We start from the raw sequence: 23,355 nt of genomic DNA, 5'->3' as shown, positions 1-23,355 counted from the left end.
CATCGCGAACGGGTGCCGGGACGATATCTTGGGTGGTTGAGTTGATCATGGCCCCTTAGGATGGACGTCTGTCCACCAGTCGTCCGTAAGGGGTGGGACCATGAATATTATTGCCCGGCACCTTTTTCTGGCGATCGCGATCGCGCTCTCGCTGGCCGTCGCCCCCGCGGGGGCGAACGCCATGACGATCGATCCGCCCGGCCCCGCACCCGTGGCCTCGGTAACTCCCTCCGGCGGCGCTCTCGTCGGCATCGCCCATCCGGTCACCGTCCGGTTCTCCGACGCGGTCACCGATCGGGCCCGCGCCGAGCAGTCGCTGTCGGTCACCGCCGGCGATCCGCTGCCCGGCGCCTACACCTGGCGCGGTGACCGGGAACTGACCTGGACACCCACCGGATATCTGCCGGCGAACAGCACGCTCACCGTGAATTTCGGTGACCGCCGTACCCAGTTCCAGACCAACGGCGGGGTGGTCGCCGACGCGAACATGTCCGCCCACACCTTCACCGTCAGCATGGGCGGTGTGGTGGTGCGAACCATGCCCGCGTCCATGGGCAAACCCGGTTACGAGACGCCCACCGGCACCTACCCGGTGCTGGAGAAGTTCCGCAACATCATCTTCGATTCCCGGACCATCGGTATCCCCCTGGATTCCCCGGAGGGCTACCTGATCGACGGAGAATGGGCCGAGCGGCTCACCTGGGGCGGTGTCTTCGTCCATTCCGCGCCCTGGTCGGTCGATCAGCAGGGCAATTCCAATGTGAGTCACGGTTGTATCAATCTGGCTCCCGACGACGCCGCGTGGTACTACGAGAACGTCGGTATCGGCGATCCGGTCAACATCCACTGGTAATCGGGTCACCGGGGCGCGGCCGCCGCGCCCCGGTACCCGCCCCGCGCTGCGGTCCGGTCGCCGATCCACTAGAACAATGACGAGCGATCGCGCGTCGTGAACCGATGAAGGGGGCCGCGCCATGGATCGACCGCCCTCGGGTCCCGGGGAACAGTATCCCCGGGACCACACCGGCCCACCTCGGGAGCGGGACCCGCGCATGCCGCCTGAACCCGGATACGCGGATCCGGACCCGTATCACCGGGGCCACACGGACCCACCCGGGCAGCGGAACCCGTACCCGGCACCCGCGTCCGGAGACGCCGACCCGGATCCGTATGCCCCGCATGCCGACCTCTACCGCCCGCACTACGGCGATTCGGCGGTACCGGCCGATTCGATGCCCACCGAACCCATACCGGTGCTCCGGCTGCCGGGATGGGACAGCGGTAACGCCCGCTACGAGGGCTCCTGGTCGGACTGGGTCGCGCGGGCGAGCGCCGACCCGGCCGAACCCGAGGCCGCGGCGGTGGATCCCGGTACGGTCCCGCCTCCCGCCGCCGATACCCCACCACCACCCGGGGCCGCCCCGGTGACCGAGCCCCCCGTCGCGGCCGAGGCCGAGTCGGTAGCGGCCCCCGCGGACACCTCCCCCGCGGGCGCCCGGGAACGGCTGCGCCGGCGCTTGACCCTGCCCGACCACCACACCACTCCGGCGCCCGTCCGCGCCCCGGCCTCCACGTCCGGCCGGAACCGCGTACTTCCGGTGCTGCTGGGAGTCGCGGGGCTCGCGGCCCTCGGCGCGGCCGCGTATGTGCAGTTCGCGGTCGTCGGCGGGGACGAACCGCGCGCCCCCGCCGCGGCCGCGCCCAGCGCCACAGTGCCCGCCGCCCCCGGTTCCGACCCGCACTGCGTCGCCGAGCGGGTCGGCAACACCGTGCAGGGCAACGAACCGGGCGGCACCGATTCGGGACCCTCGGCCATCTTCGGGTTCCAGCACGCCTACTACGTCGCCCGGTCCGGGGAGCAGGCCCGCGCGCTGGTCGCGGGGGACGCCGCCGTCCCGCCGGCCGCCGATATCCAGCGCGGTATCGACACCATTCCGGAGGGGACCACCTACTGCGTCCGGATCGCTCCCGGCGCATTCGTCGGCCAGTACACCGTCACCGTCACCGAGTACCGGCCCGGATCGGCGCCGCTGGGATACAACCCGCAACTGGTCACGACGATGCGAATCGGTGACCGGACCTTGATCACCGGTATCGGTCCCATGCCCTGAGTGCCACGATTCGGCCCGGATCGGCGACCGAGGTGGTCCGGCGCTCTCCCGAGGCGCAGACTCGGAAGATGGACGCCATCGGTACGGCCCGGGTGCCCGATCATCCGACAGTGCAGGCCGCGCTGTCCCTCGCCCGGCGGGCGCCGTCGGTGCACAATACGCAACCGTGGCGCTGGGTGTTCGACGGTCACCGGCTGCATCTGTACCGCGACACCAGCCGGCAGCTGTTCTCGGCCGATCCGCAGGGCAGACAGCTGGCCATCAGCTGCGGGGCCATCCTCGACCACACCCGGACCGCGTTCGCGGCGGCGGGCTGGGACACCGAGGTGATCCGGCTGCCCGATACCGCGCCCGACCATCTCGCCACCGTCGACTTCGCGCCGGCCACCGCGGTCTCCGATACCGTCCGGGCCCGCGCCGCGGCCATCGAGCAGCGCTACACCGACCGGCTGCCGATGCTGCCGCCCCGCGACTGGGACCGGGTCGAGCCGGGCCTGCGCGCGGCGGCCGGTGCCCGCGGGGCCCAGCTCGAGGTACTGGGCGATTCCGCCCGGCTGCGCCTGGCCGCCGCGTCGGCTCGATCGGCGGCGCTGCGCGAATACGATCCGCAATATCTGAACGAGCTGCACTGGTGGGCGGGTAACGATTCCCCCGCCGACGGGGTGCCGATCTCCGCGCTGGTCTCGGCGGCGGAAGCGGCGCAGGTCGGAGTGGGCCGGGCCTTTCCCACCGCGCCGCCGTCGCTGCGGCGCGGTGAGCTGACCGACGCGTCGCGGCTGCTGGTGCTGGGTTCGGCCACCGACAGCCCCGTGGATTGGTTGCGGGCCGGGGAAGCGCTGTCCGCGGTACTGCTGGACGCCACGGTCGCCGGGTTGGCGACCTGCCCGCTGACCCATATCACCGAGGTCCCGGTGAGCCGGCGCGCCATTGCGAATCTGCTGCCCGAGCCCGCGATTCCGCAGGTCGTCGTCCGGGTGGGCACCGCGCCCACCGCGGCGGCACAACCGCCGACACCACGGCGCCCCGTCACCGATTTCCTGGAACTACATCGCGGCGGCTGAGTGGTCCGCGGGCGCCCGGAAATGTTCTCGGGCCCGCCCGGATCGGCATACCGACCGAGCGGGCGCGCAGGTCACTTCCCGTTCAGGTACACCGGCAGCCGGTGGTGGCCGTTGGAGATGAAACTGGGCACCACACCGAGTTCCTCCGGTGCCGCGGCGAGTTCCATATCCGGGAATCGGCGGAAGATCGCGGGCAGAGCCACCGCCGCCTCCAGCCGGGCCAGCGGTGCGCCGAGGCAGCGATGCGCGCCGTAACCGAACGCCAGATGGTCCTTCACCGCGCGTGTGGGATCGAACTCGTCGGCCGTGGCACCGTGGATCTTCGGGTCCCGGCTCGCACCGGCATACCCGGCGAGGATCGCGTCGCCCTTGGTGATCTCGACTTCGCCGAGCACGAAATCCTCGACCGCGTACCGCAGCGGGACATGCGCCACCGGCGCCTCGAACCGCAGCGCCTCCTCGACCACATCGGTCCACGAGATCCGGTCGGCGGCGAGATCGGCCCGGTGCCGCGGTCGGGTCAGCAGCAGATATATCGCCTGGTCGAGAAGGTTGACCGTGGTCTCGTGGCCGGCACTGATGACCAGGAGCAGCGTGTCCACCAATTCCTGTTCGGTGAACGGGGTCTCGGCGTCATCGCTGGCGGCGACGAGGAGAGTCGTCATGTCCTCGCCCGGGTTCTCCCGGCGATAGGCCACGAGCCGGAAGAGCAACGCCGACATCTCCGCGTGGTTCGCCTGGGCCTGGGCCGCGGAGAGGGTCGTGTCGAAGAACCCGTCCACGCCTTGGCGTAGTTGCGGGTTCAGTTCCTCCGGTACCCCCATCAGCTCGCTGATGACGCGGATCGGGAGCGGGTAGGCGAAGCCCTCCCGCAGATCCACGATCTCACCCGCCGGGGTCGCGGCCAGCGTATCGAGCAAATCCGTGGTGATCGCCTCGATCCGGGGCTGCAACGCCATGGTCCGCCGATGGGTGAACGCCGGGGACACGATCTTGCGCAACCGCCGGTGCTCGGGACCGTAGGCGGTGAACATACTGGTCACCGCCACCCAGGGCAGCAGCGGCCATTCGGCGGAGATCTCGCCGTTCTGGAACGCGGGCCAGTGTTGGCGGGCGTCCTTGGAAACCTGTGGCCCGGCCAGGATCTCCTCGAGCAGGGCCGCGTCGGTCACCGACCAGGCGCGCACACCACCCGGAAGTTCCACCGGGGAGACCGGACCCTGCGCGCGAATACGGGCGATCTCACCCTGGATATCCGAACCACCTGGATCCAGGACCAACGGTGCGGTGGGGTTCTGCATCGGAAACTCCTGACTGAACTGCCGAACTAGTGAAAACCGGCCACGCTGATCGGCGGGCTCTTCGGAAAGGTGACCGGAAGTGCGGACAGTGCCCGGTGAAACGGGCCCGGCCGCCACTGCAACTCCGCGGCCGGCACCGCCAGCTCCAGCTCCGGGAGGGCATCCAGCAGCTGATCGATCGCGTCCTGCACGACCAGCACCGCCACCGGCCGCGCCGGACAGGCATGCGGGCCCATACCGAAGGCCAGATGGGAGCGGTTGTCGGTCACGTTCCCGGTGCGGATCGCCGGATCGTTGTTACAGGCCGCCATACTGATCACCACGGGCTGATGCGCGGGCAACCACACATTGTCGATCAGGATCGGCTGCCGCGGATAGCTGAAGCAGTAGTTGGCTATCGGCGGATCGTTGAACAGCACCTCGTCCAGCGCATCCCGGGTCGACAGGCTTCCGTCCAGCACATTCGCCGCGAAGCGCTCATCGGTCAGCATGAGCAGCAGGGTGTTCGCGATGAGATTTTGCGGTGGTTCGATCGCCGCCCCGTACAGCGTCACCAACTGGTGCATCATTTCTTCGTCGTCCAATCGCACCGGGTGTTCGACCAGCCAGCTGGTGACATCGTCACCGGGTTCGGCGCGTTTGAGCCGGGTCAGCTCCAGGAGCGCTTCGGACAGCATCTGATTGCCGCGTTCGGCGTCGACGGTATCGAACAGCGCCGCCATCCCGGTGGCCGCGCGCCGGCTGATATCGGGCGGGCAGCCGAGCGTGGCATTGAGGGTGGAGAAGGCCACCGGCAACGCGTATTGGCTGACCACGTCGCAGTAACCGACTTCGCAGAACGAGTTGATCAGTGGGACCGCGACCTGTTCCACGGTGGCGTGCAGGCGGTGCAGATCGATCTTGCCGAGCGCCGCCGCGGCCGCCGAGCGATACCGCGTGTGCTCACTGCCGGCGCTGCGGATCGGGTTCGGCCGCCACTCCATCATCGGGCGAATCGGGCAGTCGGCGGGGATATTCTGTTCCCAGGCACGCGGATCGGCCGGGAAATGGTCCGGATCGTGCAGGATCTGCAGAGCGGCGTGGTAGCCGAGCACCAAGGTGGCCGGGACGCCCGGCGCCAGCTCCACCGGAGCCAGGGAGCCGAAGCGCCGCCGCATCTCCCGGTAGACCCGGTGCGGATCGGCTGCGTACTCCTCCGAGTACAGCGGAACCCGCGGGCCGTCGAAATCCCGGGGTCCCGCGGGCGATAGGGGTGTGCTCTCGATAGTCAAAGTCTGTGGTTCCTGCGCGAAGGGTCTCGCGGCCGGAGATCCGGCCGCCGGGCTGAGTTCGCGACTTTACCTGGAACCTGGCGCGACCGATCGGGATTCGCAGCGCCACGGACGTTCGTACACATGCACGGTCGGCTGGGTGTGCTCGGCGCCCCCGGGCGCAGCGGCGGGCGCCCGGGGCAGCGAGAGAGCAAGGCCGTCCACGAACAGCACCAGCCCGGCCGACCGATATGCGCCGTTCAGCGGCTGTTTATCCGGATCGGCGGGGACTCGGGAAAGGTGACCGGCAGCGAGACCAGCGCCCGATGGAACGGGCCGGGTCGCCATCGCAGTTCCGCCTGCGGTACCGCCAGTTCCATCTCCGGCACCGCGTCCAGCAACTGGTCGATGGCGTCCTGGACGATCAACAGCGCCACCGAACGGGCCGGGCAGCTGTGCTGGCCCGCGCTGAAGGCCAGATGCGACCGGTTGATGGTCGGCCCATCGGCTTTGATGGCGGGATCGTTGTTGCAGGCGGTCATACTGATCAGCACCGGCTGGTGTGCCGGCAGCCAGATACCGTCGATCAGCATCGGCTGCCGCGGATAGCTGATGCAGTAGTTGGACAGCGGCGGATCGTTGAACAGCACCTCGTCGAGGGCATCCCGGGTGGAGAGACTGCCGTCCAGCACATTGGCCGCGAAGCGCTCATCGGTCAGCATCAGCAGCAGCGTGTTCGCGATCAGATTCTGCGGCGGTTCGGTACCCGCGCCGTACAGTAGCGCCAGCTGCTGCCGGGTCTCCTCGTCGCTCAACTGCACCGGATGCCGGACCAGCCGGGTGGTGACGTCGTCCCCGGGCTGAACCCGTTTGAGCCGGGCCAGCTCCAGCAGCGCGTCGGCCTGGGTGGCGTTGCCCTCGGCCGCGTCCACCGTATCGAACATGGCCGCCAGGCCGCGGGCCGCGCGGTGCCCGAGTTCGGGCGGGCACCCGAGCATGGCGTTGAGGGTGGCGAAGATCAGCGGGGAGGCGTACTGCCCCACCACATCGCAGTAACCGTCGGTACAAAACGAGTTGATCAGCGTGACCGCGATTTGCTCGATGGTGGGACGCAATGCGTGCATATCGATCTCGCCGATGGCCGAGACCGCGGCCGACCGGTAGCGGATCCGCTCCTGGCCGACGGTGCGCAGCGGATTGGGCCGGTACTCCATCATGGGCAGTACCGGGCAGTCCTCGGGTACGCCGCGCTGCCATACCCGCGGGTCGGCGGGAAAATGGTCGTGGTCGTTGAGGATTCGCAGGGCGGTGTGATAGCCGATCACCAGGGTGGCCGGGACTCCCGGGGCCAACTCCACCGGAGCCAGCGACCCGAAACGCTGCCGCATCTCCCGGTACATCTTGTGCGGATCGGCGGCGAACTCCTCCGAGTACAGGGGAACGTACGGACCGATGGGATCCACCGGGGAGCCCTGGATTACGAAGCGTGGATCGGAAACGCGGTACTGATCATGTTGTGCTGTGGTCATGACATCACACTCCGAGGTTCGTATGAATCGGCGAATAGTGCGTTCTCGCAGACCTATCCGCCGACCCATACATCCCGCTCAGCGACGTCCGCGACGAGCCATCAGCATGAAGTTGTAGTAACCGGAACCTTTTACGCTACCGGCTTCAGCCCAGGTACACAGGCAATTCCTGATGACCGTTGGAAACAAAGCTCACCACCGGTTTCAGTTCGCTCACCTCGACGGCCAGCCGGATGTCCGGGAACCGCCGGAACAGCGCGGGCAGTGCGAGCTCACCCTCCATCCGGGCCAGCGGCGCACCGATGCAGTGATGCGCTCCGTGGCCGAAGGACACATGATCCTTGACCGTCCGGGTCGCGTCGAAGAGATCGGCGGTGGCGCCGTGGATCTTCGGGTCGCGGCCGGCCGCGGCGTAGGAGGCCAGGATGGCCTCGCCCTTGCCGATCCGCAAGCCCTCGATCTCGATGTCCTCCACGGCGTACCGCAGCGGCAGATGCGCCACCGGGGCCTGGTAGCGCAGGGTCTCCTCCACCACCTCCGACCAGCTCACCTCCCCCGCCAGGGCCGCCGCGCGCTGCGCCGGATGGGTGAGCAGCGCGACGATGGCCTGATCGAGCAGGTTGACCGTGGTCTCGTGACCGGCATTGATGACCAGCATCAGGGTTTCGACGATCTGCTTCTCGGTGAGCTGCGAACCGTCCTCGTCGCGACTGCCGATCATCACGCTGGTGATGTCGTCACCGGGATTGTCGCGCCGATAGGCGACCAGTTCGGTCACCAGACCGTACATCTCGACGAAGTTGGCCTGCGCCCCCGCCTGATCGATGGTGGTGTCGAAATACCGGTCCACGCACACCCGCAGGCCCGCGCCGAGGGATACCGGGACACCCAGCAGTTCGGTGATCACCTGGATCGGCACCGGATAGGCGTAGCCTTCGCGCAGGTCGACCACCTGACCCGCGGGCACCGCGGCCAAGCGGTCGAGCAGGTCGGTGACGAGTGCTTCCACGCGCGGGCGCAGCGTCACGGTCCGCCGATGGGTGAACGCCGGGGACACCAGGCGGCGCAGCCGGCGATGGTCGGCCCCGTAGGTCGTGAACATGTTCTCCACCGCGATCCACGGCAGCAGCGGCCAGTCCTCGGTGATCTCACCGTTCACGAACGCCGTCCAGTGCTGTCGCGGGTCCTTGGACACCCGCGGATCGGCCAGCAGGCTCTTCAGGACCGTCGCGTCGGTGACCGACCAGGCGGGCACGTTACCCGGCAACTCGATCAGCGCGGCGGGACCCTGGGCGCGCAACCTCGCCGCTTCCCCTTGGGTATCGGCACCGGCCATATCCAGAACGATGGGCTGGCGATCCAACGACTGACTCCTTATACGAGGTGCAACGGAGGAGAAGGCGGGAAAACGACCGGCAGGGCGGCCAGGGCCCGGTGGAACGGCCCCGGACGCCAGACGAGTTCCTCGGGTGCCACGGCGAGTTCCAGTTCGGGCAGCGCGTCGAGCAGCAGGTCGATCGCCCCCTGGACCACCACGAACGCCGGCGACTGCGCGGGGCATGCGTGCGGTCCGATACTCCAGGCCAGATGTGAGCGGTTGCCCGTGTGGTCGGCACCCCGGATAGCCGGATCGTTGTTGCACGCCGAAAGGCTGATCACTACCGGCTGGTGGGCGGGCAGCCAGGTGTTCTCGACGAGAATCGGCTGCCGCGGATAGGTGGTGCAGAAGTTGGCCATCGGCGGGTCGTTGAACAGCACCTCATCCAGCGCGTCGCGGGTGGACAGCGCACCGCCGAGCATGTTTCCGCCGAACCGCTCGTCGGTCATCATCAGCAGCAGCGTGTTGTTGATCAGGTTCTGCTGCGGCTCCACCCCGGCGCCGTAGAAGCTGATCAGATTGGACAGCAGCTCCTCGTCGTCGAGTTTCGCCGGATGGTGCACCAGCCGGGAGGTCACATCGTCGGCCGGATCGGAACGCTTCATGAAGACGAGCTCCATCAGCGCTTCGCTGAGATGGGTCATCCCCCATTCGGCGTTGACCGTGTCGAACAGCGCGGCCATCCCGTTGGCGACGCGCTCGCCCAGTTCCAGTGAGCAACCGACCATCTGGTTGATCACCTCGAACACCAGCGGAAACGCATACTGGGTGACCAGGTCGGCCTTGCCCGCCTCGCAGAAGGAGTTGATCAGCGGAACGGCGATCCGCTCCACGGTCTGGTGCAGTTCGTGCAGGTCGATGCCGTCGATCGCGTGCACATACACCTGGCGGTAGCGCTGATGCGACTCACCGCTGTTGCGCAAGGCGTTCGGGTACCACTCCATCATCGGCTTGACCGGCGAATCGGGCGGGATACTCGTCTGCCAGGCCCGTGGATCGGCCGGGAACCGGTCGGGATCGTTGAGGATCCGCACGGCCGCGTCATAGCCGATCACCAGGGTGGCGGGCACATCCGGGGCCAGATCGATGGGAACCAGCGAACCGTACCGGCTCCGCATCGCGGCATAGGCGCGATGCGGATCACCGGCGAATTCTTCGGAAAAAAGGCTGAAGCGATCGCCGACGCCTCCGGTGGGGTCTCCGTGAACGACCGGGCAGCCGGTGAACGGAGGTTGTTGTTGCGGAACCGGAGAGAACTGCGTGGTCAAAGACGAGACTCCAATCGGCGGAACAGAAATTCGACGAGCGTGATCAGCGACTGCAGGCAGGTGCGCCGATCACGCGCGTCGAGGGCGATGAGCGGAGTGTCTTCGGTCAGGTCGAGTGCCTCGCGCACTTCCGACAGCGGGAAGCGGCTCGAACCCTCGAACTCGTTCACCCCGACCGCATACGGCACACCGCGCTCCTCGAGTACGGCCAGTACCTCGTCGGCCTTCTCGATACGCCGGGTGTCCACCAGGACCAGGGCGCCGAGTGCGCCCTTGGCCAGTTCCTCCCACAGCGGAATGAACCGTTGCTGGCCCGGCGTACCGAAGAGGTACAGGGCCAGTTCGGGGTTGAGCGTGATACGGCCGAAGTCCATCGCGACCGTGGTCTGCGTCTTCGATCCCAGCCCGCCCAGATCGTCGATACCGACGCTGGCCTCGGTGATGGTCTCCTCGGTACGCAACGGTTTTATCTCGGAAATACTGCTCACGAAGGTGGTCTTGCCGACGCCGAAATTACCGGCCACCAGCAATTTCACCGAGCGGGTCACCGTCTCCGGCACATAGTCGACCGCGCGGCCGTATTCCGCGGACCGATCAGGCCGGGAGAGCACGGAGCCCATTGAGTACCTCCTCGAGCAGGGCGATCTCCGGCATTATTTCCGCCGGGGTCGGGATATTGAGATGTCCGCTGTCCAGCAGGTCGGACACGACGATCGTCACCACCGACGGCGGGAGGTCGAGATAGGCGGCGACCTCCGCGATCGACAGGGCGCCGCGGGCGCAGACATCGACCACCCGACGCGCATCCGGTGTGGAGCCCGGCGCTGGATCTCCGACGGCAACGACCAGGGTGACCAGGCCGAGCTCACGGGTCGGACGGGAGCGTCCGCCGGTCCGCACATACGCGCGGACCAGATCTGGATCACGCCGCGACCGGCTCATTGCAGATCGCCGCCGTGTGCGCCTCTGCGAGGTTCACTCCCGAGCTCGTGGCCGACCCGGCCGGCGAGCTCGTTCATCCGGTGGGCGATCAGGCCCACATCGATATCGGTCATGGTCGCCACACCCAGGAGCGCGCCCTCGCCCGCCGCGGTGATCATGATCATGCCCTGGTCGTATTCGGTCATGTTCTGCCGCACATCGTTTCCGTTGCTACCACAGAACTCGCCGAGCGCCTTACCGAGCGAACGCAGGCCGGAGGCGGCGGCGGCGAACCGCTCGGCATCGTCTTTCGCGATACCCGCCGAATGGGCGATACGCAGCCCGTCCTCGGACAACAGGACGGCGAATCGGACGCCGGGAACCTCGAGATCGTCCAGTAACCAGCCCAGTTTGTTGGTGCTGTCGGATACCACTGTCCTCGGTGAACCCATCAGGATGTCATCCCTTCGGTGTGTTCGGATGCGGCGGCACGGCCGCTCTTGGAGCCGCTCTGCCAGGCAGCGGCGATATCGGGGCGGGGCTGCCCCGGTTCGGTCCTGTCCTGTCCGGACACGCGATCGTTGATGTCATCAGGGACGGCCGCGGCACGGCGCCGGCGCCGGGGCAGACCGCCGCTGGTGATGTCGTGGACTGTCGTACGCTGCTCGCTCTCGGTCTCGTCGATGCCACCTGCCGCCGAAATCCGCTCGACAGGCCGGGAGCTCTCGGACACGACCGGGATCGCGGCGTGCGCGCCGGTGCTCGTCGCCGAATGCGCTCCGATACCGGACGATACGGCGTTACCGACCAGAGCGTTACCGGAGCTTCCCGATACCGACGAGACCTGGCCGCCGGGGACCGCGGCGAGTTCCCGCGGCGCCGGGGCGCCGGCCGGCAGCGCGGCGTCGTTGTCCTGGTTGGCCTTCGGTGCGACCAGCAGTGCCTCCGGGATGTAGACCATGGCGCGCATACCGCCGTAGGCGTTGGGTCCGTCGATGTAGACGGTGAACCCGTAGCGGCGGGCGAGCGCGGCGATACCGGGGAAACCGACCTTGGGGGCCGGGCCGAGCTGATGGATGTCGATCGAGCGTTCGTTGGCCAGGACCTGGCGGGCCTCTTCCATCTGCTCGGCGTTCATCCGGACGCCGGCGTCGTCGACGATCACGGTCACACCGTGATGACCTTCCTGGAAGGTCACATCCACGAAGGAGGTCGGCGGCGAGTAGCGCAGCGCGTTGTCGATGAGCGAGGCCAGCGTGTGCACCAGCGGTTCCACCGCACGACTGATGACGATGCGGTCGAGCTGGGACGGGCGCACCCGCAGGTAGTCACGGACACGACCGGTCGCGCCACCGACGACGTCGGTGAGCGACTGGGCGGGCCAACGGCGGCCGGGCAGACCACCACAGACGATCACGTAGGACTGCGCCTGGCGGATCATCTGCTGCACGGTGTGGTCGATACGGATGAGGGTCTCGTAGACGCGGTCGTCGCGGTGTTCGCGGAGCGCGGAGCTCACAACCTGGGAGACGTCGGCTCCCAGGCTCACCACGGAGGTGCCGAACGAACGGACCGCGGCGCTGGTCGCCTCACGGGCAAGGTTTTCCGAGCGTTCGCGGCCGGCGTCGGCCTCGGTACGTACGTTCCGCTCGGCGGCCGAGACGGCGGTACGGACCTGCTCCTCCATCTCCCGGGTGACGGCTTCGCGGGTTTCGCTCTGGACGGCCCGCAGATCCTCGGTGACCCGGTCGACGATCCAGCGCAGGCATTGAGCGAAGCGCGAGTTCTCCAGTCCGGGGGGCACTTCGGGTGCCACGGCGGTCTGGTCGAACCGGCGGGTGGACTCCGAGAGGGCGGGCAACGTGCTGGCCGCGAGATGCTCGAGCGCATCCTCGCGTACGGCCAGTTCCCGCTCGAGCACATCGAGTCGTTTCTGTTGATCTCGCACGGCCCGAACGGCGTACCACGCCACGCCGAGCACCAATATGGGGGCGAGTATCCAGGGAAGCAGCACGGCGGTATTCAGATTCATCAGCTTTCTCGTCGTTGACGGGGCTCGAGGTGCGCCACGCGGTGCCGTGGCATGCCACGGCGCTTCGTCTCGCCTACCTCGCGACGCCGACCATTTTCGCCCCTGGCCGGATGAGGGTCCGTGCCGGGCACCGCGGTAACGGTCGGTGACATATCCCTTAGTTACTTTCGACTACCCGAAAGTAACTAAGGGACAAGTCATTCGGCCGATCGATGACCATCGGAGCACATCCTCCGATGGCCCGGAACCCGACGACCCGCTCACAGTAGCAGCATTGTGGTGAACTCTCTCAATAACGGCCGATAATCGATTGTCACCTTTCCGTGATAGGGCCGCGACCTCGCAGAATGCGGAAAGGTATTGCGACCGTGAAGATCACGACCGCGGGACGCCGCGGGGACTGCACGTGCAGCCGGGGGTGCTCCGAGGCACACCGCGATCGCATCCCCCATCACCAGGGACGGAGCACCGAAAGAAGACCGAACGGTCGGCAATTGGCGGCGGGCCCGGAAAATTGATATCAAGACAGGTTTAATACTGTCCGCGCCCACTCGAATCGGGCGCCCGGCCCGGGCCGAAATGCCCAATGCGCGCCTCCCGGCAGGCGGCACGACGGTCACCGCGGAGACGTGGAATAGCCGTATTCCAGTAAAGCCCCGGCATTACCGGCCGAAATGCGACCGAGGCTCCGGGAGGGCCGACCGGCCCGTACCGCGGCCCGCTTCCCGGTCTTCCCTCCGCACCAATTCGGGTACAGACCAGAACGCGACGGCGACCGTATCGGTCGCCGTCGCGAAGTGCCACGCGCGGTGGGTGCGCGGGCCTCAGACCGTGAAGCCGAGCGCCCGCAACTGTTCCCGGCCGTCCTCGGTGATCTTGTCCGGACCCCACGGCGGCATCCAGACCCAGTTGATCTTCAGATCGTCGACCAGCCCGCTGCGGACCAGGGCATTGCGGGACTGATCCTCGATCACATCGGTGAGTGGACAGGCGGCCGAGGTCAGCGTCATATCCAGCACCGCGGTGGTCTCCTCGACCCGCATTCCGTAGACCAGGCCGAGATCCACGACATTGATACCGAGTTCGGGATCGACCACATCGCGCATGGCCTCCTCGAGATCGGCGAGCTGCGCCAGGTCCTCGGCCGAGAGTTCGGCGCCGGGGCCGGCCGCCGGCTCCGGCGCGGTGGCCTCGGTGGCAGAAGTTTCGGTCATGCTGTTTCCCCGTTCCGTGAGCGGTCGGTAGCGGACGCGCCGGGTCCCGCGGCGAAATCGGCCGCGCCGTCGACCCGCAGCACCGCGTCCTTGAATGCCATCCAGCCCAGCAGTGCGCATTTCACCCGGGCCGGATATTTGGCGACACCGGCGAAAGCGATTCCGTCGCCGATTATGTCCTCGTCGCCCTCGATGGTGCCCCGGCTGCCGATCATCTCGTTGAACGAGTCGACCACACCCAGCGCCTCCAGAACCGGCAGTCCGATCACCTGATCGGTCAGCACCGATACCGAGGCCTGGCTGATCGAGCAGCCCTGGCCGTCGTAGGACACATCCTCGACCTCGCCGTTGTCGCCGAGCCGCACCCGCAGCGTCACCTCGTCACCGCAGGTGGGGTTGACGTGGTGCACCTCGGCGCCGAACGGTTCCCGCAGGCCGCGGTTGTGCGGATGCTTGTAGTGATCCAGGATCACTTCCTGGTACATCTGCTCCATGCGCATGTTCTAGGCAACCCCGAAGAAGCTCTGGGCCTTCCGCACGGCGGCGACCATCTTGTCCACCTCGTCCACCGTGTTGTACAGCGCGAACGAGGCGCGGGCGGTCGCGGCGACGCCGAAACGCCGGTGCAGCGGCCAGGCGCAGTGGTGACCCACGCGGATCGCCACGCCCTCGTCGTCCAGGATCTGACCCAGGTCGTGCGCATGGATCCCGTCGGTGAGGAAAGCGACCGCGCCACCGCGGTCGACGTTCTCGGTCGGGCCGATGATCCGCACACCCGGTACCGCGCCCAGCCCGGCGAGCGCGGCGTCGACGAGGGTGTGCTCGTGCGCGGCCACCGCGTCCATCCCGATCTCCTCCAGATAGCGCACAGCGGCGCCCAGCCCGATGACCTGCGAGGTCATCGGCACCCCGGCCTCGAAACGCTGCGGCGGCGGTGCGTAGGTGGTCTGCTCCATGGTGACGGTCTCGATCATGGAACCGCCGGTGATGAAGGGCGGGGTCTCCTCGAGCAGCGCTCGTTTCCCGTACAGCACACCGACCCCGGAGGGGCCGAGCATCTTGTGTCCGGAGAAGGCCGCGTAGTCGACATCCAGGGCGTGGAAGTCGACCGGGGCGTGCGGTACCGACTGGCAGGCGTCGAGTACCACCAGCGCGCCCACGGCGCGGGCCCGGCGCACCAATTCGGCGACCGGCGCCACCGCACCGGTGACATTCGACTGGTGACTGAAGGCCACGACCTTGGTGGCCGGGGACAGGTCGAGCGAGTCCAGATCGATACGGCCGTCGTCGGTGACCCCGTACCAGCGCAGCGTGGCACCGGTCCGGCGCGCGAGTTCCTGCCAGGGCACCAGATTCGCGTGATGCTCCAGTTCGGTGATCACGATCTCGTCGCCCGGGCCCACGTGGTACGGGAATCGGTCGTCGGAGAACGCGTAGGTCACCAGATTGAGCGATTCGGTCGCGTTCTTGGTGAACACGAGCTCGTCGGCGGCGGCGCCGACGAAGCGTGCGATCTGCGCGCGGGCGTCCTCGTAGGCGTCGGTGGCCTCCTCCGACAGCTGATGCGCGCCGCGGTGGACGGCGGAATTGCTCGCCAGCAGAAAGTCACGTTCGGCGTCCAGTACCGCCAGCGGCCGCTGCGCGGTAGCCCCGGAATCCAGGTACACCAGCGGCTTCCCGTCCCGGACCGTACGGTTCAGGATCGGGAAGTCGGCCCGGATCCGGGCGACGTCGAAGGCGGGAAGGGTCGCGGTCATCTCAGGCTCCGGCTCCGGCGGGACGGGGGACGGCAGTCGGCGAAGCCGACGGGGTGGGTGAGCTCTGGGTAAACTTCACATAGCCGTTGGCGTCGAGTTCCTCGGCCAGCTCCGGACCGCCCTCGGCGACGATGCGCCCGCCCACGAAGACGTGCACGAACTGCGGCTGGATATAGCGCAGGATCCGGGTGTAGTGGGTGATCAGCAGGACCCCGCCGTTCTCCCGCTCCCGGTAGCGGTTCACGCCCTCGGAGACGATACGCAGCGCGTCCACGTCCAGGCCGGAGTCGGTTTCGTCGAGGATGGCGATCTTCGGCTTGAGCAGGCCCAGCTGCAAAATCTCGTGCCGCTTCTTCTCACCACCGGAGAAGCCCTCGTTCACGCTGCGATCGGCGAAGGCGGCGTCGATATCGAGCTCGTTCATCGACTCCTTCACCTCCTTGACCCAGTGCCGCAGCTTCGGCGCCTCACCGCGGACCGCGGTCGCCGCCGTACGCAGGAAGTTCGACATCGAGACGCCGGGGACCTCCACCGGATACTGCATGGCCAGGAACAGTCCCGCGCGCGCCCGCTCGTCCACCGACATCTCCAGCACATCTTCACCGTCGAGGGTGATAGAACCCGAGGTGACGGTGTACTTGGGATGCCCGGCGATGGCGTAGGACAGCGTCGACTTACCGGAGCCGTTGGGGCCCATGATGGCGTGCGTCTCGTCGGATTTCACGGTGAGGTTCACACCGTTGAGAATCTTGACGGTGTCCCCGTCGGGGGTGGCGACCTCGGCGTGCAGATCCTTGATTTCCAGGGTGGTCATAGGGTGTCGAATTCCTTCGGTGGTCTGGGGGCCGGATGGTCGGTCAGGCGCCGATCGCGGCGAGTTCGGCTTCGATGGCCGCCTCGAGCCGCTCGGCGACCTCACCGACTCCGATCTTCTGGATGATCTCGTGGAAGAAACCGCGCACCACCAAGCGGCGAGCTGCGTCTTCCGGAATACCGCGGGCACGCAGATAGAACAGCTGCTCGTCGTCGAACCGGCCGGTCGCCGAGGCATGGCCCGCGCCGACGATCTCACCGGTCTCGATCTCCAGGTTCGGCACCGAATCGGCACGGGCGCCGTCGGTGAGCACCAGGTTGCGGTTGATCTCGAATGTGTCGGTGCCCTCGGCCGCGGCTCGGATCAGCACATCGCCGACCCAGACCGTGCGGGCATCGCCCTTGTGTGAATGGGGATCGCCCTGCAGCGCGCCCTTGTACAGCACGTTCGATTTGCAGTGCGGCACCGCGTGATCGACCAGCAGGCGCTGTTCGAAATGCTGGCCGGCGTCGGCGAAGTAGAGACCGAGCAGTTCGGCGTCACCGCCCGGGCCCGCGTAGCGAACATTGCCGGTGAGCCGGACCAGGTCACCGCCGAGGGTGACCGCGGTGTGCCGCAGCACCGCGTCGCGCCCCACCAGGGCGTGATGCGCGGTGGCGTGCACGACGTCGTCGGCCCAGTCCTGGACCGCCACCACCGTCAGCTTGGCGCTGTCGCCGAGCACGAATTCGATGTTCTCGGCGTAGGTTCCGCTGCCGCGCTGGTCGATCACCACGGTGGCGACGGCGAATTCCGCCAGCCGTACCTGCAGATGACCGTAGGCGGTCTTCCCCTCGCCAGGTCCGGTGATCCGCACGACGACAGGCTCGGCGACCTCGGTCTCCTTGCCCACCGAGAGGATCGTCGCCTGCTCGAAACCGGAGTACGCCTGGGCGGCGACCCGATCGGACGGGGTGCCGCCCTGCCCGAGCCGGGCATCGTCGCGGCCCACCGTTTCCACAGTGACCCCGGTGACCTGCCCGACCTCGACCCCGGCCCGCCCGTCGGCGGTCGCGGTGCCGTTGTGCAGGCCGCGCAGGCGGCGCAGCGGGGTGAACCGCCACGCCTCGTCCTTACCGGAGGGGATCTCGAAGGCGTTCACGTCGTAAGAGGTGAACACCTCACCCTTGTTGATCGCCGGAGTACGAGCTTCGGCGGCCTCGGCAACATTGTCCAATGCCATCAGCCGACGGCTCCTTCCATCTGCAGTTCGATCAGGCGGTTGAGTTCCAGCGCGTACTCCATCGGGAGTTCCTTGGCGATGGGCTCGACAAAGCCGCGCACCACCATCGCCATCGCCTCGTCCTCGGTCATACCGCGGCTCATGAGGTAGAACAGCTGCTCCTCCGACACCTTGGACACGGTCGCCTCGTGACCCATGGTCACGTCGTCCTCGCGGATGTCGACGTAGGGGTAGGTATCGGAGCGGCTGATCGTGTCGACCAGCAGCGCATCGCATTTCACCGTCGACTTGGACCCGTACGCGCCCTTGTTGACCTGCACCAGGCCGCGGTAGGAGGCACGGCCACCACCGCGGGCCACCGACTTCGACACGATGGTCGAGGAGGTGTGCGGGGCCAGGTGCACCATTTTGGCGCCGGTGTCCTGGTGCTGTCCCTCGCCGGCGAAGGCGACCGAGAGCACCTCGCCCTTGGCGTGCTCACCGAGCATCCACACGGCCGGGTACTTCATGGTGACCTTGGAACCGATATTGCCGTCGATCCACTCCATGGTGGCGCCCGCTTCGGCCTTGGCCCGCTTGGTGACCAGGTTGTAGACGTTGTTCGACCAGTTCTGGATGGTCGTGTAGCGGCAGCGGCCGCCCTTCTTCACGATGATCTCGACGACCGCCGAGTGCAGCGAATCGGATTTGTAGATCGGCGCGGTGCAACCCTCGACGTAGTGCACGTAGGCGCCCTCGTCGACGATGATCAGGGTCCGCTCGAACTGGCCCATGTTCTCGGTGTTGATCCGGAAGTAGGCCTGCAGCGGGATATCCACGTGCACACCGGGCGGCACATAGATGAAAGAGCCACCCGACCACACCGCGGTGTTCAAGGCGGAGAACTTGTTGTCCCCGGCCGGGATGACCGTGCCGAAGTACTCGCGGAAGATCTCCGGGTGTTCCTTCAACGCGGTATCGGTGTCGAGGAAGATGACGCCCTGCTGTTCCAGGTCCTCGCGGATCTGGTGGTACACGACTTCACTCTCGTACTGGGCGGCGACACCGGAGACCAGCCGCTGTTTCTCCGCCTCCGGGATACCCAGCTTGTCGTAGGTATTGCGGATGTCCTCGGGCAGGTCCTCCCAGCTCTCGGCCTGCTTCTCGGTCGAGCGCACGAAGTACTTGATGTTGTCGAAGTCGATACCGTCGAGGTTGGAGCCCCAGTTCGGCATGGGCTTGCGGTCGAAGATGCGCAGCGCCTTGAGCCGGTTCTCCAGCATCCAGGCCTGCTCGTCCTTCTTGGCCGAGATATCGCGAACGACCTCCTCGGAGAGACCACGCTGCGCGCTGGCTCCGGCCGCATCCGAGTCGGCCCAGCCGTAACCGTATTTACCCAGCGAGGCAATGGCCTCCTCCTGGGTGAGCGGTGGCACCTGGTCGGTGGTGGTCGTCATTCGGCGCTCCTTCCGGAGTCGTTCGGTGCGTCCGTTGCGGGCTGCGCAACAGTTGCAGGTGAAGCGTGCTTCGGTCGATCGGCGGCCGCCGTGGGCAGCACTGTCAGTGGTACGTGGGTGGTGCAGGCGCAGTCCCCGTTGGCGATGGTGGCCAAGCGCTGCACATGGGTACCGAGAACCTCCCGGAAGGCCGCGAGTTCGGCCTCGCACAATTCGGGGAATTCCTCGGCCACATGGGCGACCGGGCAGTGGTGCTGGCAGATCTGTACACCCGCGCCGACGCGACGGGTACTCGCGGCGAACCCCGCGTCCGACAGCGCCGTGGCGATCTCCTCGGCCTTGGCCGCCGTACCCGTTCGCATGGAATCGTCCGCGGTGGCGGACTCTTCCGCCGTCGGCTCCGCGCGGTGGCCGGGGAGCGGTTCGATACCGTCGACCAGGGTGCGTGCGCGTTTACGGGCGAAAGCGGTAACCGCTTCCTCGCCGCCGATCTCGCGCAACTGCCGGATGGCCGCACCGGCGAGATCGTCGTAGGCGTGACCGAGCATGCCGCGCCCCGCCGCGGTGAGCTGGTACTGCTTGGCCGGTCGTCCGCGACCCTTCTGCTGCCAGGGCGCCGACCGCCCGGCGCGGGCCTGACCCGATTCGATGAGCGCGTCCAGATGCCGGCGCACCCCGGCCGGCGCCAGGCCCAGGGCACTGCCTATCGCGGTCGCGGTGATCGGTCCCTCCTCCAGCAGCAGCCGGACGATAGCGGCGCGGGTATGGCCTTCGCCGCCGGTCGCGGGCACGCCGACGGACCCGGTACCGGCCCGGTGACCAGCCCTTTCGTCCACATTCGGCAAACCCATAGTTTTCACAACATCAGTGTGGCGGAATTCGTTCCCGAAATCTAATAAGGGTGCCCTGAGCAGGCGGGTCGCCCGATCCGGCCACGTCCGGCCGGATACGCCGAAACCGCCTGTTCGGGCGAGAAAGTGCCGCTCGTGCCGCTCCTGCCGGATCAGTGCAGTGATGTGCTTCACTGCCCCGGAGGTCCGGGCGGCTCACGCCACCCCGCGCCGGAAAATTTGCTGCCCGGCTGCACCCGCGCCCCGCGCTCCGCCGCCCGGACGAGCCGCCGGGCTCCCCGGACCGCGCGACCGGAAGCCCTTCGCGGAACCACCGGCGTCGGACACCATGCGCCGGGCATCGGACACCCACGGTAGCCAGAAGATGTCCGGCCCGGAGCCGGCGCCTCGGCAACCGGTCGGTGCGCGTCCGGCCCGCCGCGCGCTGCCGCGGCCCGGGCACCGGCAGCGCCCCCGGCGAACTAGTCTCGGTGACCGTGGCAGGACAGGCAGGCGCCCCGGGCGCAGTGGCGTCGCGCGGGCAGCGCGCACTGAAACTGGTGCGGCGCGCCCTCGGGCTCGATGTCCCGCCCTCGGATCACACCATCGCGATTCTGCACAGCGACGAATCCGAGGTCCCGGGGCTCGACCGCCGGGAGCGGGCACAACTGGACCGGATCCGGCTGATGGGTGCCACCGGCACCGTGCTCATGGCGATCAGCGCCCTCGGTATCGGCGCGCAGCCGGTGCACCAGAATCCGACCTCGGGCATGCGGGTACTCGGTATTTTCGCGCGGGCGCACACCGGATCACTGGCCATGTGCATGGTCGGCACGGTGACCGTGGTGCTGGCATGGCTCCTGCTGGGGCGGTTCGCCGTCGGCGGGATCGGCGGTTCGCCGCGGCACCGGCTGACCCGGCGCCAGTTCGACCGGACACTACTGCTGTGGATCATCCCGCTGTGCGTGGCCCCGCCGATGTTCAGCAACGACGTCTACTCCTATCTGGCGCAGAGCGAGATCGCCGCCCGCGGGATCGACCCGTACCAGGAGGGCCCCGTCGCCGGGCTCGGTATCGACAATGTGCTCACCAACAATGTCCCCAACATCTGGCGCGAGACGCCCGCGCCCTACGGACCGCTGTTCCTGTGGATAGGTCACGGGATCGCCGAGCTCACCGGGGAGAACATCCTGGCCGGGGTCTGGGTGCACCGGCTGCTGGCCCTGGCCGGGGTGGCGCTGATCGTCTGGGCGCTGCCACGACTGTCCGTGCGCTGCGGGGTGGCGCCGGTGAGCGCGCTGTGGCTGGGTGTCGCGAACCCACTGGTGCTGTTCCACCTGGTCGGCGGGGTGCACAACGACGCGCTCATGCTCGGCCTGATGCTGGCCGGCCTGGAGTTCATGCTGCGCGCGATCCACGGGGTCCCCGGGGACGGCGGGCCACCCCCGCTGGACAGCCGCGGCTGGACCCTGCTGGTGGGCGGCGCGGTCGTGATCAGCCTGTCGTCTTCGGTGAAGGTCACCTCGATCATCGCGCTGGGCTTCGCGGGAATGGCCCTGGCCCGCCGCTGGGGGCCGGGGCTGCGGCCGATCCTGGCCGCGGCCGGACTGCTCGGCCTGATCGCGGTGCTGGTCACCGTGGTGATCAGCACAGCGAGCGGTCTCGGTTTCGGCTGGCTCTACACCCTGAACACGGCGAACGCGGTACGCAGCTGGATGTCGCTGCCCACCGCCCTGGGCATCGTCACCGGATTCGGCGGCGTCCTGCTCGGCCTCGGCGACCACACCACCGCACTGCTCAGCATCACCCGGCCCATCGCCGCCGTGGTAGCGGGTTTCATCACCGTGCGAATGCTGGTCGCCACCTGGACCGGACGCCTGCACCCGGTCGGCGCGCTCGGGGTCTCGCTGGGCGCGATCGTGCTGCTGTTCCCGGTCGTCCAACCCTGGTATCTGCTGTGGGCCATCGTGCCGATGGCGGCCTGGGCCACCCGGCCCGCGTTCCGCGGCCCGGCGATCGGCATCTCCGCGGTGGTCAGTGTGATCCTCATGCCGCGCGGCGCCGACCTCGAGGTGTTCCAGATCGTGGGGTCGGCGGTGGCCACCGTAATCGTGTCGCTGCTGTTCATCGTGGTCACCCGGAACTCACTGCCCTGGCGGGCGCAGCAGGGGGTGTCGGCCCCGTCACAGCCGGCCGGGGCCTACGGTGGGACCTCGTGACCGCTTCCCGGGTGCCCGCCGTACAGGTGGACCACGTCGCCAAACGCTACGGCGAGACGATCGCGGTGGACGGTATCGGTTTCGCCATCGAACCCGCACAGGTTTTCGCCCTGCTCGGCCCGAACGGCGCTGGAAAAACCACCACCGTCGAGATGTGCGAGGGCTTCGTCCGCCCCGATTCGGGGCGGGTGCGGGTCCTCGGCCTGGACCCGATCGCCGACTCCGAGCGGTTGCGCCCACGGATCGGAGTGATGCTGCAGGGCGGTGGCGCCTATCCGGGCGCACGTGCCGGGGAGATGCTGGATCTGGTCGCCTCCTATTCGGCGAACCCGCTGGACCCCGCGTGGCTGCTCGGCATGCTGGGCCTGGCCGACCACCGCCGCACCCCCTATCGCCGGCTCTCCGGTGGCCAGCAGCAGCGGCTCTCGCTGGCGTGCGCGCTGGTCGGCCGCCCGGAGATCGTCTTCCTCGACGAACCCACCGCGGGGATGGACGCACAGGCCCGGATCCTGGTGTGGGAGTTGATCGACGCGCTGCGGCGCGACGGTGTCAGCGTCCTGCTCACCACCCATCTCATGGACGAGGCCGAGGAACTGGCCGATCACCTGGTGATCATCGACCACGGGCGCATCGTCGCCTCCGGTACGCCGGCCGAGGTCACCGCGCACGGTGCGGCCGGACAGTTGCGTTTCGCCGCGCCACCGCATCTGGACCTGGGCCTGCTGCAGTCGGCGCTGCCGGAGGGTTTCGCGCCGAAGGAGACCAGCCCCGGCTCGTATCTGGTGGAGGGCGAGATCAACCCGCAGGTGCTGGCCACGGTGACCGCCTGGTGCGCCCGGGTGAACGTGCTCGCGACCGATATCCGGATCGACCAGCGCCGGCTCGAGGACGTCTTCCTGGAACTGACCGGACGGGACCTGCGGGCATGAGGCGATACCTCCGCCTTCGCCACGGCCTCCGCCGACCGCATCCGACAGCCCCGAACGAGACCTCGTCAGGCGGATACCTCCAC

Annotated in this window: 21 protein-coding genes; 5 read left to right on the top strand and 16 right to left on the bottom strand. The window is 67.9% G+C overall.

What is annotated here, in order from left to right:
* Window positions 1-100: 100 nt before the first annotated feature.
* The 3 genes from AB0H42_RS22135 (at window position 101) to AB0H42_RS22125 (ending at window position 3,172) form a co-directional block, all read left to right on the top strand.
* Complete coding sequence (locus AB0H42_RS22135; RefSeq protein WP_357058521.1) at window positions 101-853, top strand: L,D-transpeptidase; 753 nt, start codon at window positions 101-103, stop codon at window positions 851-853.
* A gap of 199 nt (window positions 854-1,052) precedes the next feature.
* Complete coding sequence (locus AB0H42_RS22130; RefSeq protein ID WP_357058519.1) at window positions 1,053-2,111, top strand: hypothetical protein; 1,059 nt, start codon at window positions 1,053-1,055, stop codon at window positions 2,109-2,111.
* Between the two features lie 68 nt (window positions 2,112-2,179).
* On the top strand, window positions 2,180-3,172 hold the full coding sequence (locus tag AB0H42_RS22125; RefSeq protein ID WP_357058518.1) for a hypothetical protein: 993 nt from the start codon (window positions 2,180-2,182) through the stop codon (window positions 3,170-3,172).
* A gap of 71 nt (window positions 3,173-3,243) precedes the next feature.
* Here AB0H42_RS22125 and AB0H42_RS22120 read toward each other — a convergent pair whose 3' ends face one another.
* The 16 genes from AB0H42_RS22120 to AB0H42_RS22045 form a co-directional block, all read right to left on the bottom strand.
* Entirely contained in the window at window positions 3,244-4,473 is a 1,230-nt protein-coding gene (locus AB0H42_RS22120) for a cytochrome P450 (protein WP_357058516.1), read from the bottom strand.
* 26 nt (window positions 4,474-4,499) lie between these two features.
* The gene (locus AB0H42_RS22115) at window positions 4,500-5,744 is read right to left on the bottom strand and encodes a cytochrome P450 (protein ID WP_357058514.1); all 1,245 of its coding nucleotides are present in this window, start codon (window positions 5,742-5,744) and stop codon (window positions 4,500-4,502) included.
* Window positions 5,745-5,983: 239 nt separating this feature from the next.
* Window positions 5,984-7,252, bottom strand: a complete 1,269-nt coding sequence (locus AB0H42_RS22110) for a cytochrome P450 (RefSeq protein WP_357058512.1) — start codon at window positions 7,250-7,252, stop codon at window positions 5,984-5,986.
* A gap of 145 nt (window positions 7,253-7,397) precedes the next feature.
* A complete protein-coding gene (locus tag AB0H42_RS22105) occupies window positions 7,398-8,615 on the bottom strand; it encodes a cytochrome P450 (RefSeq protein ID WP_357058510.1) in 1,218 nt (405 codons plus the stop codon).
* Between the two features lie 11 nt (window positions 8,616-8,626).
* A complete protein-coding gene (locus AB0H42_RS22100) occupies window positions 8,627-9,898 on the bottom strand; it encodes a cytochrome P450 (protein WP_357058508.1) in 1,272 nt (423 codons plus the stop codon).
* Window positions 9,895-10,518, bottom strand: a complete 624-nt coding sequence (locus AB0H42_RS22095; RefSeq protein ID WP_357058506.1) for an ATP/GTP-binding protein — start codon at window positions 10,516-10,518, stop codon at window positions 9,895-9,897. The genes AB0H42_RS22100 and AB0H42_RS22095 overlap by 4 nt, the downstream gene beginning before the upstream one ends.
* Window positions 10,493-10,840, bottom strand: a complete 348-nt coding sequence (locus AB0H42_RS22090; protein ID WP_030521401.1) for a DUF742 domain-containing protein — start codon at window positions 10,838-10,840, stop codon at window positions 10,493-10,495. Before AB0H42_RS22090 ends, AB0H42_RS22095 begins: the two co-directional genes overlap by 26 nt.
* Entirely contained in the window at window positions 10,837-11,271 is a 435-nt protein-coding gene (locus AB0H42_RS22085) for a roadblock/LC7 domain-containing protein (RefSeq protein ID WP_030521402.1), read from the bottom strand. Before AB0H42_RS22085 ends, AB0H42_RS22090 begins: the two co-directional genes overlap by 4 nt.
* Window positions 11,271-12,851, bottom strand: coding sequence for a sensor histidine kinase (locus AB0H42_RS22080; RefSeq protein WP_357058504.1), 1,581 nt, complete (start codon window positions 12,849-12,851; stop codon window positions 11,271-11,273). The genes AB0H42_RS22085 and AB0H42_RS22080 overlap by 1 nt, the downstream gene beginning before the upstream one ends.
* An 824-nt stretch (window positions 12,852-13,675) precedes the next feature.
* Complete coding sequence (locus AB0H42_RS22075) at window positions 13,676-14,065, bottom strand: metal-sulfur cluster assembly factor (RefSeq protein ID WP_357058502.1); 390 nt, start codon at window positions 14,063-14,065, stop codon at window positions 13,676-13,678.
* The gene (gene sufU, locus AB0H42_RS22070) at window positions 14,062-14,565 is read right to left on the bottom strand and encodes a Fe-S cluster assembly sulfur transfer protein SufU (protein ID WP_357058500.1); all 504 of its coding nucleotides are present in this window, start codon (window positions 14,563-14,565) and stop codon (window positions 14,062-14,064) included. Before sufU ends, AB0H42_RS22075 begins: the two co-directional genes overlap by 4 nt.
* 3 nt (window positions 14,566-14,568) lie before the next feature.
* Complete coding sequence (locus AB0H42_RS22065; RefSeq protein ID WP_357058498.1) at window positions 14,569-15,822, bottom strand: cysteine desulfurase; 1,254 nt, start codon at window positions 15,820-15,822, stop codon at window positions 14,569-14,571.
* A gap of 1 nt (window position 15,823) precedes the next feature.
* Window positions 15,824-16,636 (bottom strand): Fe-S cluster assembly ATPase SufC, encoded by an 813-nt coding sequence (gene sufC / locus AB0H42_RS22060; protein WP_357058496.1) that lies wholly within the window; start codon window positions 16,634-16,636, stop codon window positions 15,824-15,826.
* 43 nt (window positions 16,637-16,679) lie between these two features.
* Complete coding sequence (gene sufD / locus AB0H42_RS22055; RefSeq protein WP_357058494.1) at window positions 16,680-17,858, bottom strand: Fe-S cluster assembly protein SufD; 1,179 nt, start codon at window positions 17,856-17,858, stop codon at window positions 16,680-16,682.
* Entirely contained in the window at window positions 17,858-19,294 is a 1,437-nt protein-coding gene (gene sufB / locus AB0H42_RS22050; protein ID WP_265804785.1) for a Fe-S cluster assembly protein SufB, read from the bottom strand. The genes sufD and sufB overlap by 1 nt, the downstream gene beginning before the upstream one ends.
* Window positions 19,291-20,145, bottom strand: a complete 855-nt coding sequence (locus AB0H42_RS22045; RefSeq protein WP_357058547.1) for a metalloregulator ArsR/SmtB family transcription factor — start codon at window positions 20,143-20,145, stop codon at window positions 19,291-19,293. Before AB0H42_RS22045 ends, sufB begins: the two co-directional genes overlap by 4 nt.
* A gap of 506 nt (window positions 20,146-20,651) precedes the next feature.
* On the opposite strand from AB0H42_RS22045, the gene mptB reads away from it, so the two are divergent.
* Both mptB and AB0H42_RS22035 read left to right on the top strand, forming a co-directional pair.
* Window positions 20,652-22,343 (top strand): polyprenol phosphomannose-dependent alpha 1,6 mannosyltransferase MptB, encoded by a 1,692-nt coding sequence (gene mptB, locus AB0H42_RS22040; RefSeq protein ID WP_357058545.1) that lies wholly within the window; start codon window positions 20,652-20,654, stop codon window positions 22,341-22,343.
* On the top strand, window positions 22,340-23,272 hold the full coding sequence (locus tag AB0H42_RS22035; protein ID WP_357058492.1) for an ABC transporter ATP-binding protein: 933 nt from the start codon (window positions 22,340-22,342) through the stop codon (window positions 23,270-23,272). Before mptB ends, AB0H42_RS22035 begins: the two co-directional genes overlap by 4 nt.
* Window positions 23,273-23,355: the final 83 nt, after the last annotated feature.

It is taken from the genome of Nocardia sp. NPDC050799 (assembly GCF_040654015.1).
Classification (GTDB): domain Bacteria; phylum Actinomycetota; class Actinomycetes; order Mycobacteriales; family Mycobacteriaceae; genus Nocardia.
The sequence above is the reverse complement of the archived record's forward strand: the minus strand, read 5'-3'. Positions and strand labels throughout refer to the sequence as shown.

Excerpts from the sequence above, each read along its gene's own strand:
- sufU (WP_357058500.1), bottom strand. The coding sequence starts at position 14,565 with ATGCGCATGGAGCAGATGTACCAGGAAGTGATCCTGGATCACTACAAG.
- AB0H42_RS22090 (WP_030521401.1), bottom strand. The coding sequence starts at position 10,840 with ATGAGCCGGTCGCGGCGTGATCCAGATCTGGTCCGCGCGTATGTGCGG.
- AB0H42_RS22095 (WP_357058506.1), bottom strand. The coding sequence starts at position 10,518 with ATGGGCTCCGTGCTCTCCCGGCCTGATCGGTCCGCGGAATACGGCCGC.
- sufB (WP_265804785.1), bottom strand. The coding sequence starts at position 19,294 with ATGACGACCACCACCGACCAGGTGCCACCGCTCACCCAGGAGGAGGCC.
- AB0H42_RS22110 (WP_357058512.1), bottom strand. The coding sequence starts at position 7,252 with ATGACCACAGCACAACATGATCAGTACCGCGTTTCCGATCCACGCTTC.
- AB0H42_RS22120 (WP_357058516.1), bottom strand. The coding sequence starts at position 4,473 with ATGCAGAACCCCACCGCACCGTTGGTCCTGGATCCAGGTGGTTCGGAT.
- AB0H42_RS22045 (WP_357058547.1), bottom strand. The coding sequence starts at position 20,145 with ATGGGTTTGCCGAATGTGGACGAAAGGGCTGGTCACCGGGCCGGTACC.
- AB0H42_RS22080 (WP_357058504.1), bottom strand. The coding sequence starts at position 12,851 with ATGAATCTGAATACCGCCGTGCTGCTTCCCTGGATACTCGCCCCCATA.
- sufD (WP_357058494.1), bottom strand. The coding sequence starts at position 17,858 with ATGGCATTGGACAATGTTGCCGAGGCCGCCGAAGCTCGTACTCCGGCG.
- AB0H42_RS22130 (WP_357058519.1), top strand. The coding sequence starts at position 1,053 with ATGCCGCCTGAACCCGGATACGCGGATCCGGACCCGTATCACCGGGGC.
- AB0H42_RS22085 (WP_030521402.1), bottom strand. The coding sequence starts at position 11,271 with ATGGGTTCACCGAGGACAGTGGTATCCGACAGCACCAACAAACTGGGC.
- AB0H42_RS22135 (WP_357058521.1), top strand. The coding sequence starts at position 101 with ATGAATATTATTGCCCGGCACCTTTTTCTGGCGATCGCGATCGCGCTC.
- sufC (WP_357058496.1), bottom strand. The coding sequence starts at position 16,636 with ATGACCACCCTGGAAATCAAGGATCTGCACGCCGAGGTCGCCACCCCC.
- AB0H42_RS22065 (WP_357058498.1), bottom strand. The coding sequence starts at position 15,822 with ATGACCGCGACCCTTCCCGCCTTCGACGTCGCCCGGATCCGGGCCGAC.
- AB0H42_RS22125 (WP_357058518.1), top strand. The coding sequence starts at position 2,180 with ATGGACGCCATCGGTACGGCCCGGGTGCCCGATCATCCGACAGTGCAG.
- AB0H42_RS22075 (WP_357058502.1), bottom strand. The coding sequence starts at position 14,065 with ATGACCGAAACTTCTGCCACCGAGGCCACCGCGCCGGAGCCGGCGGCC.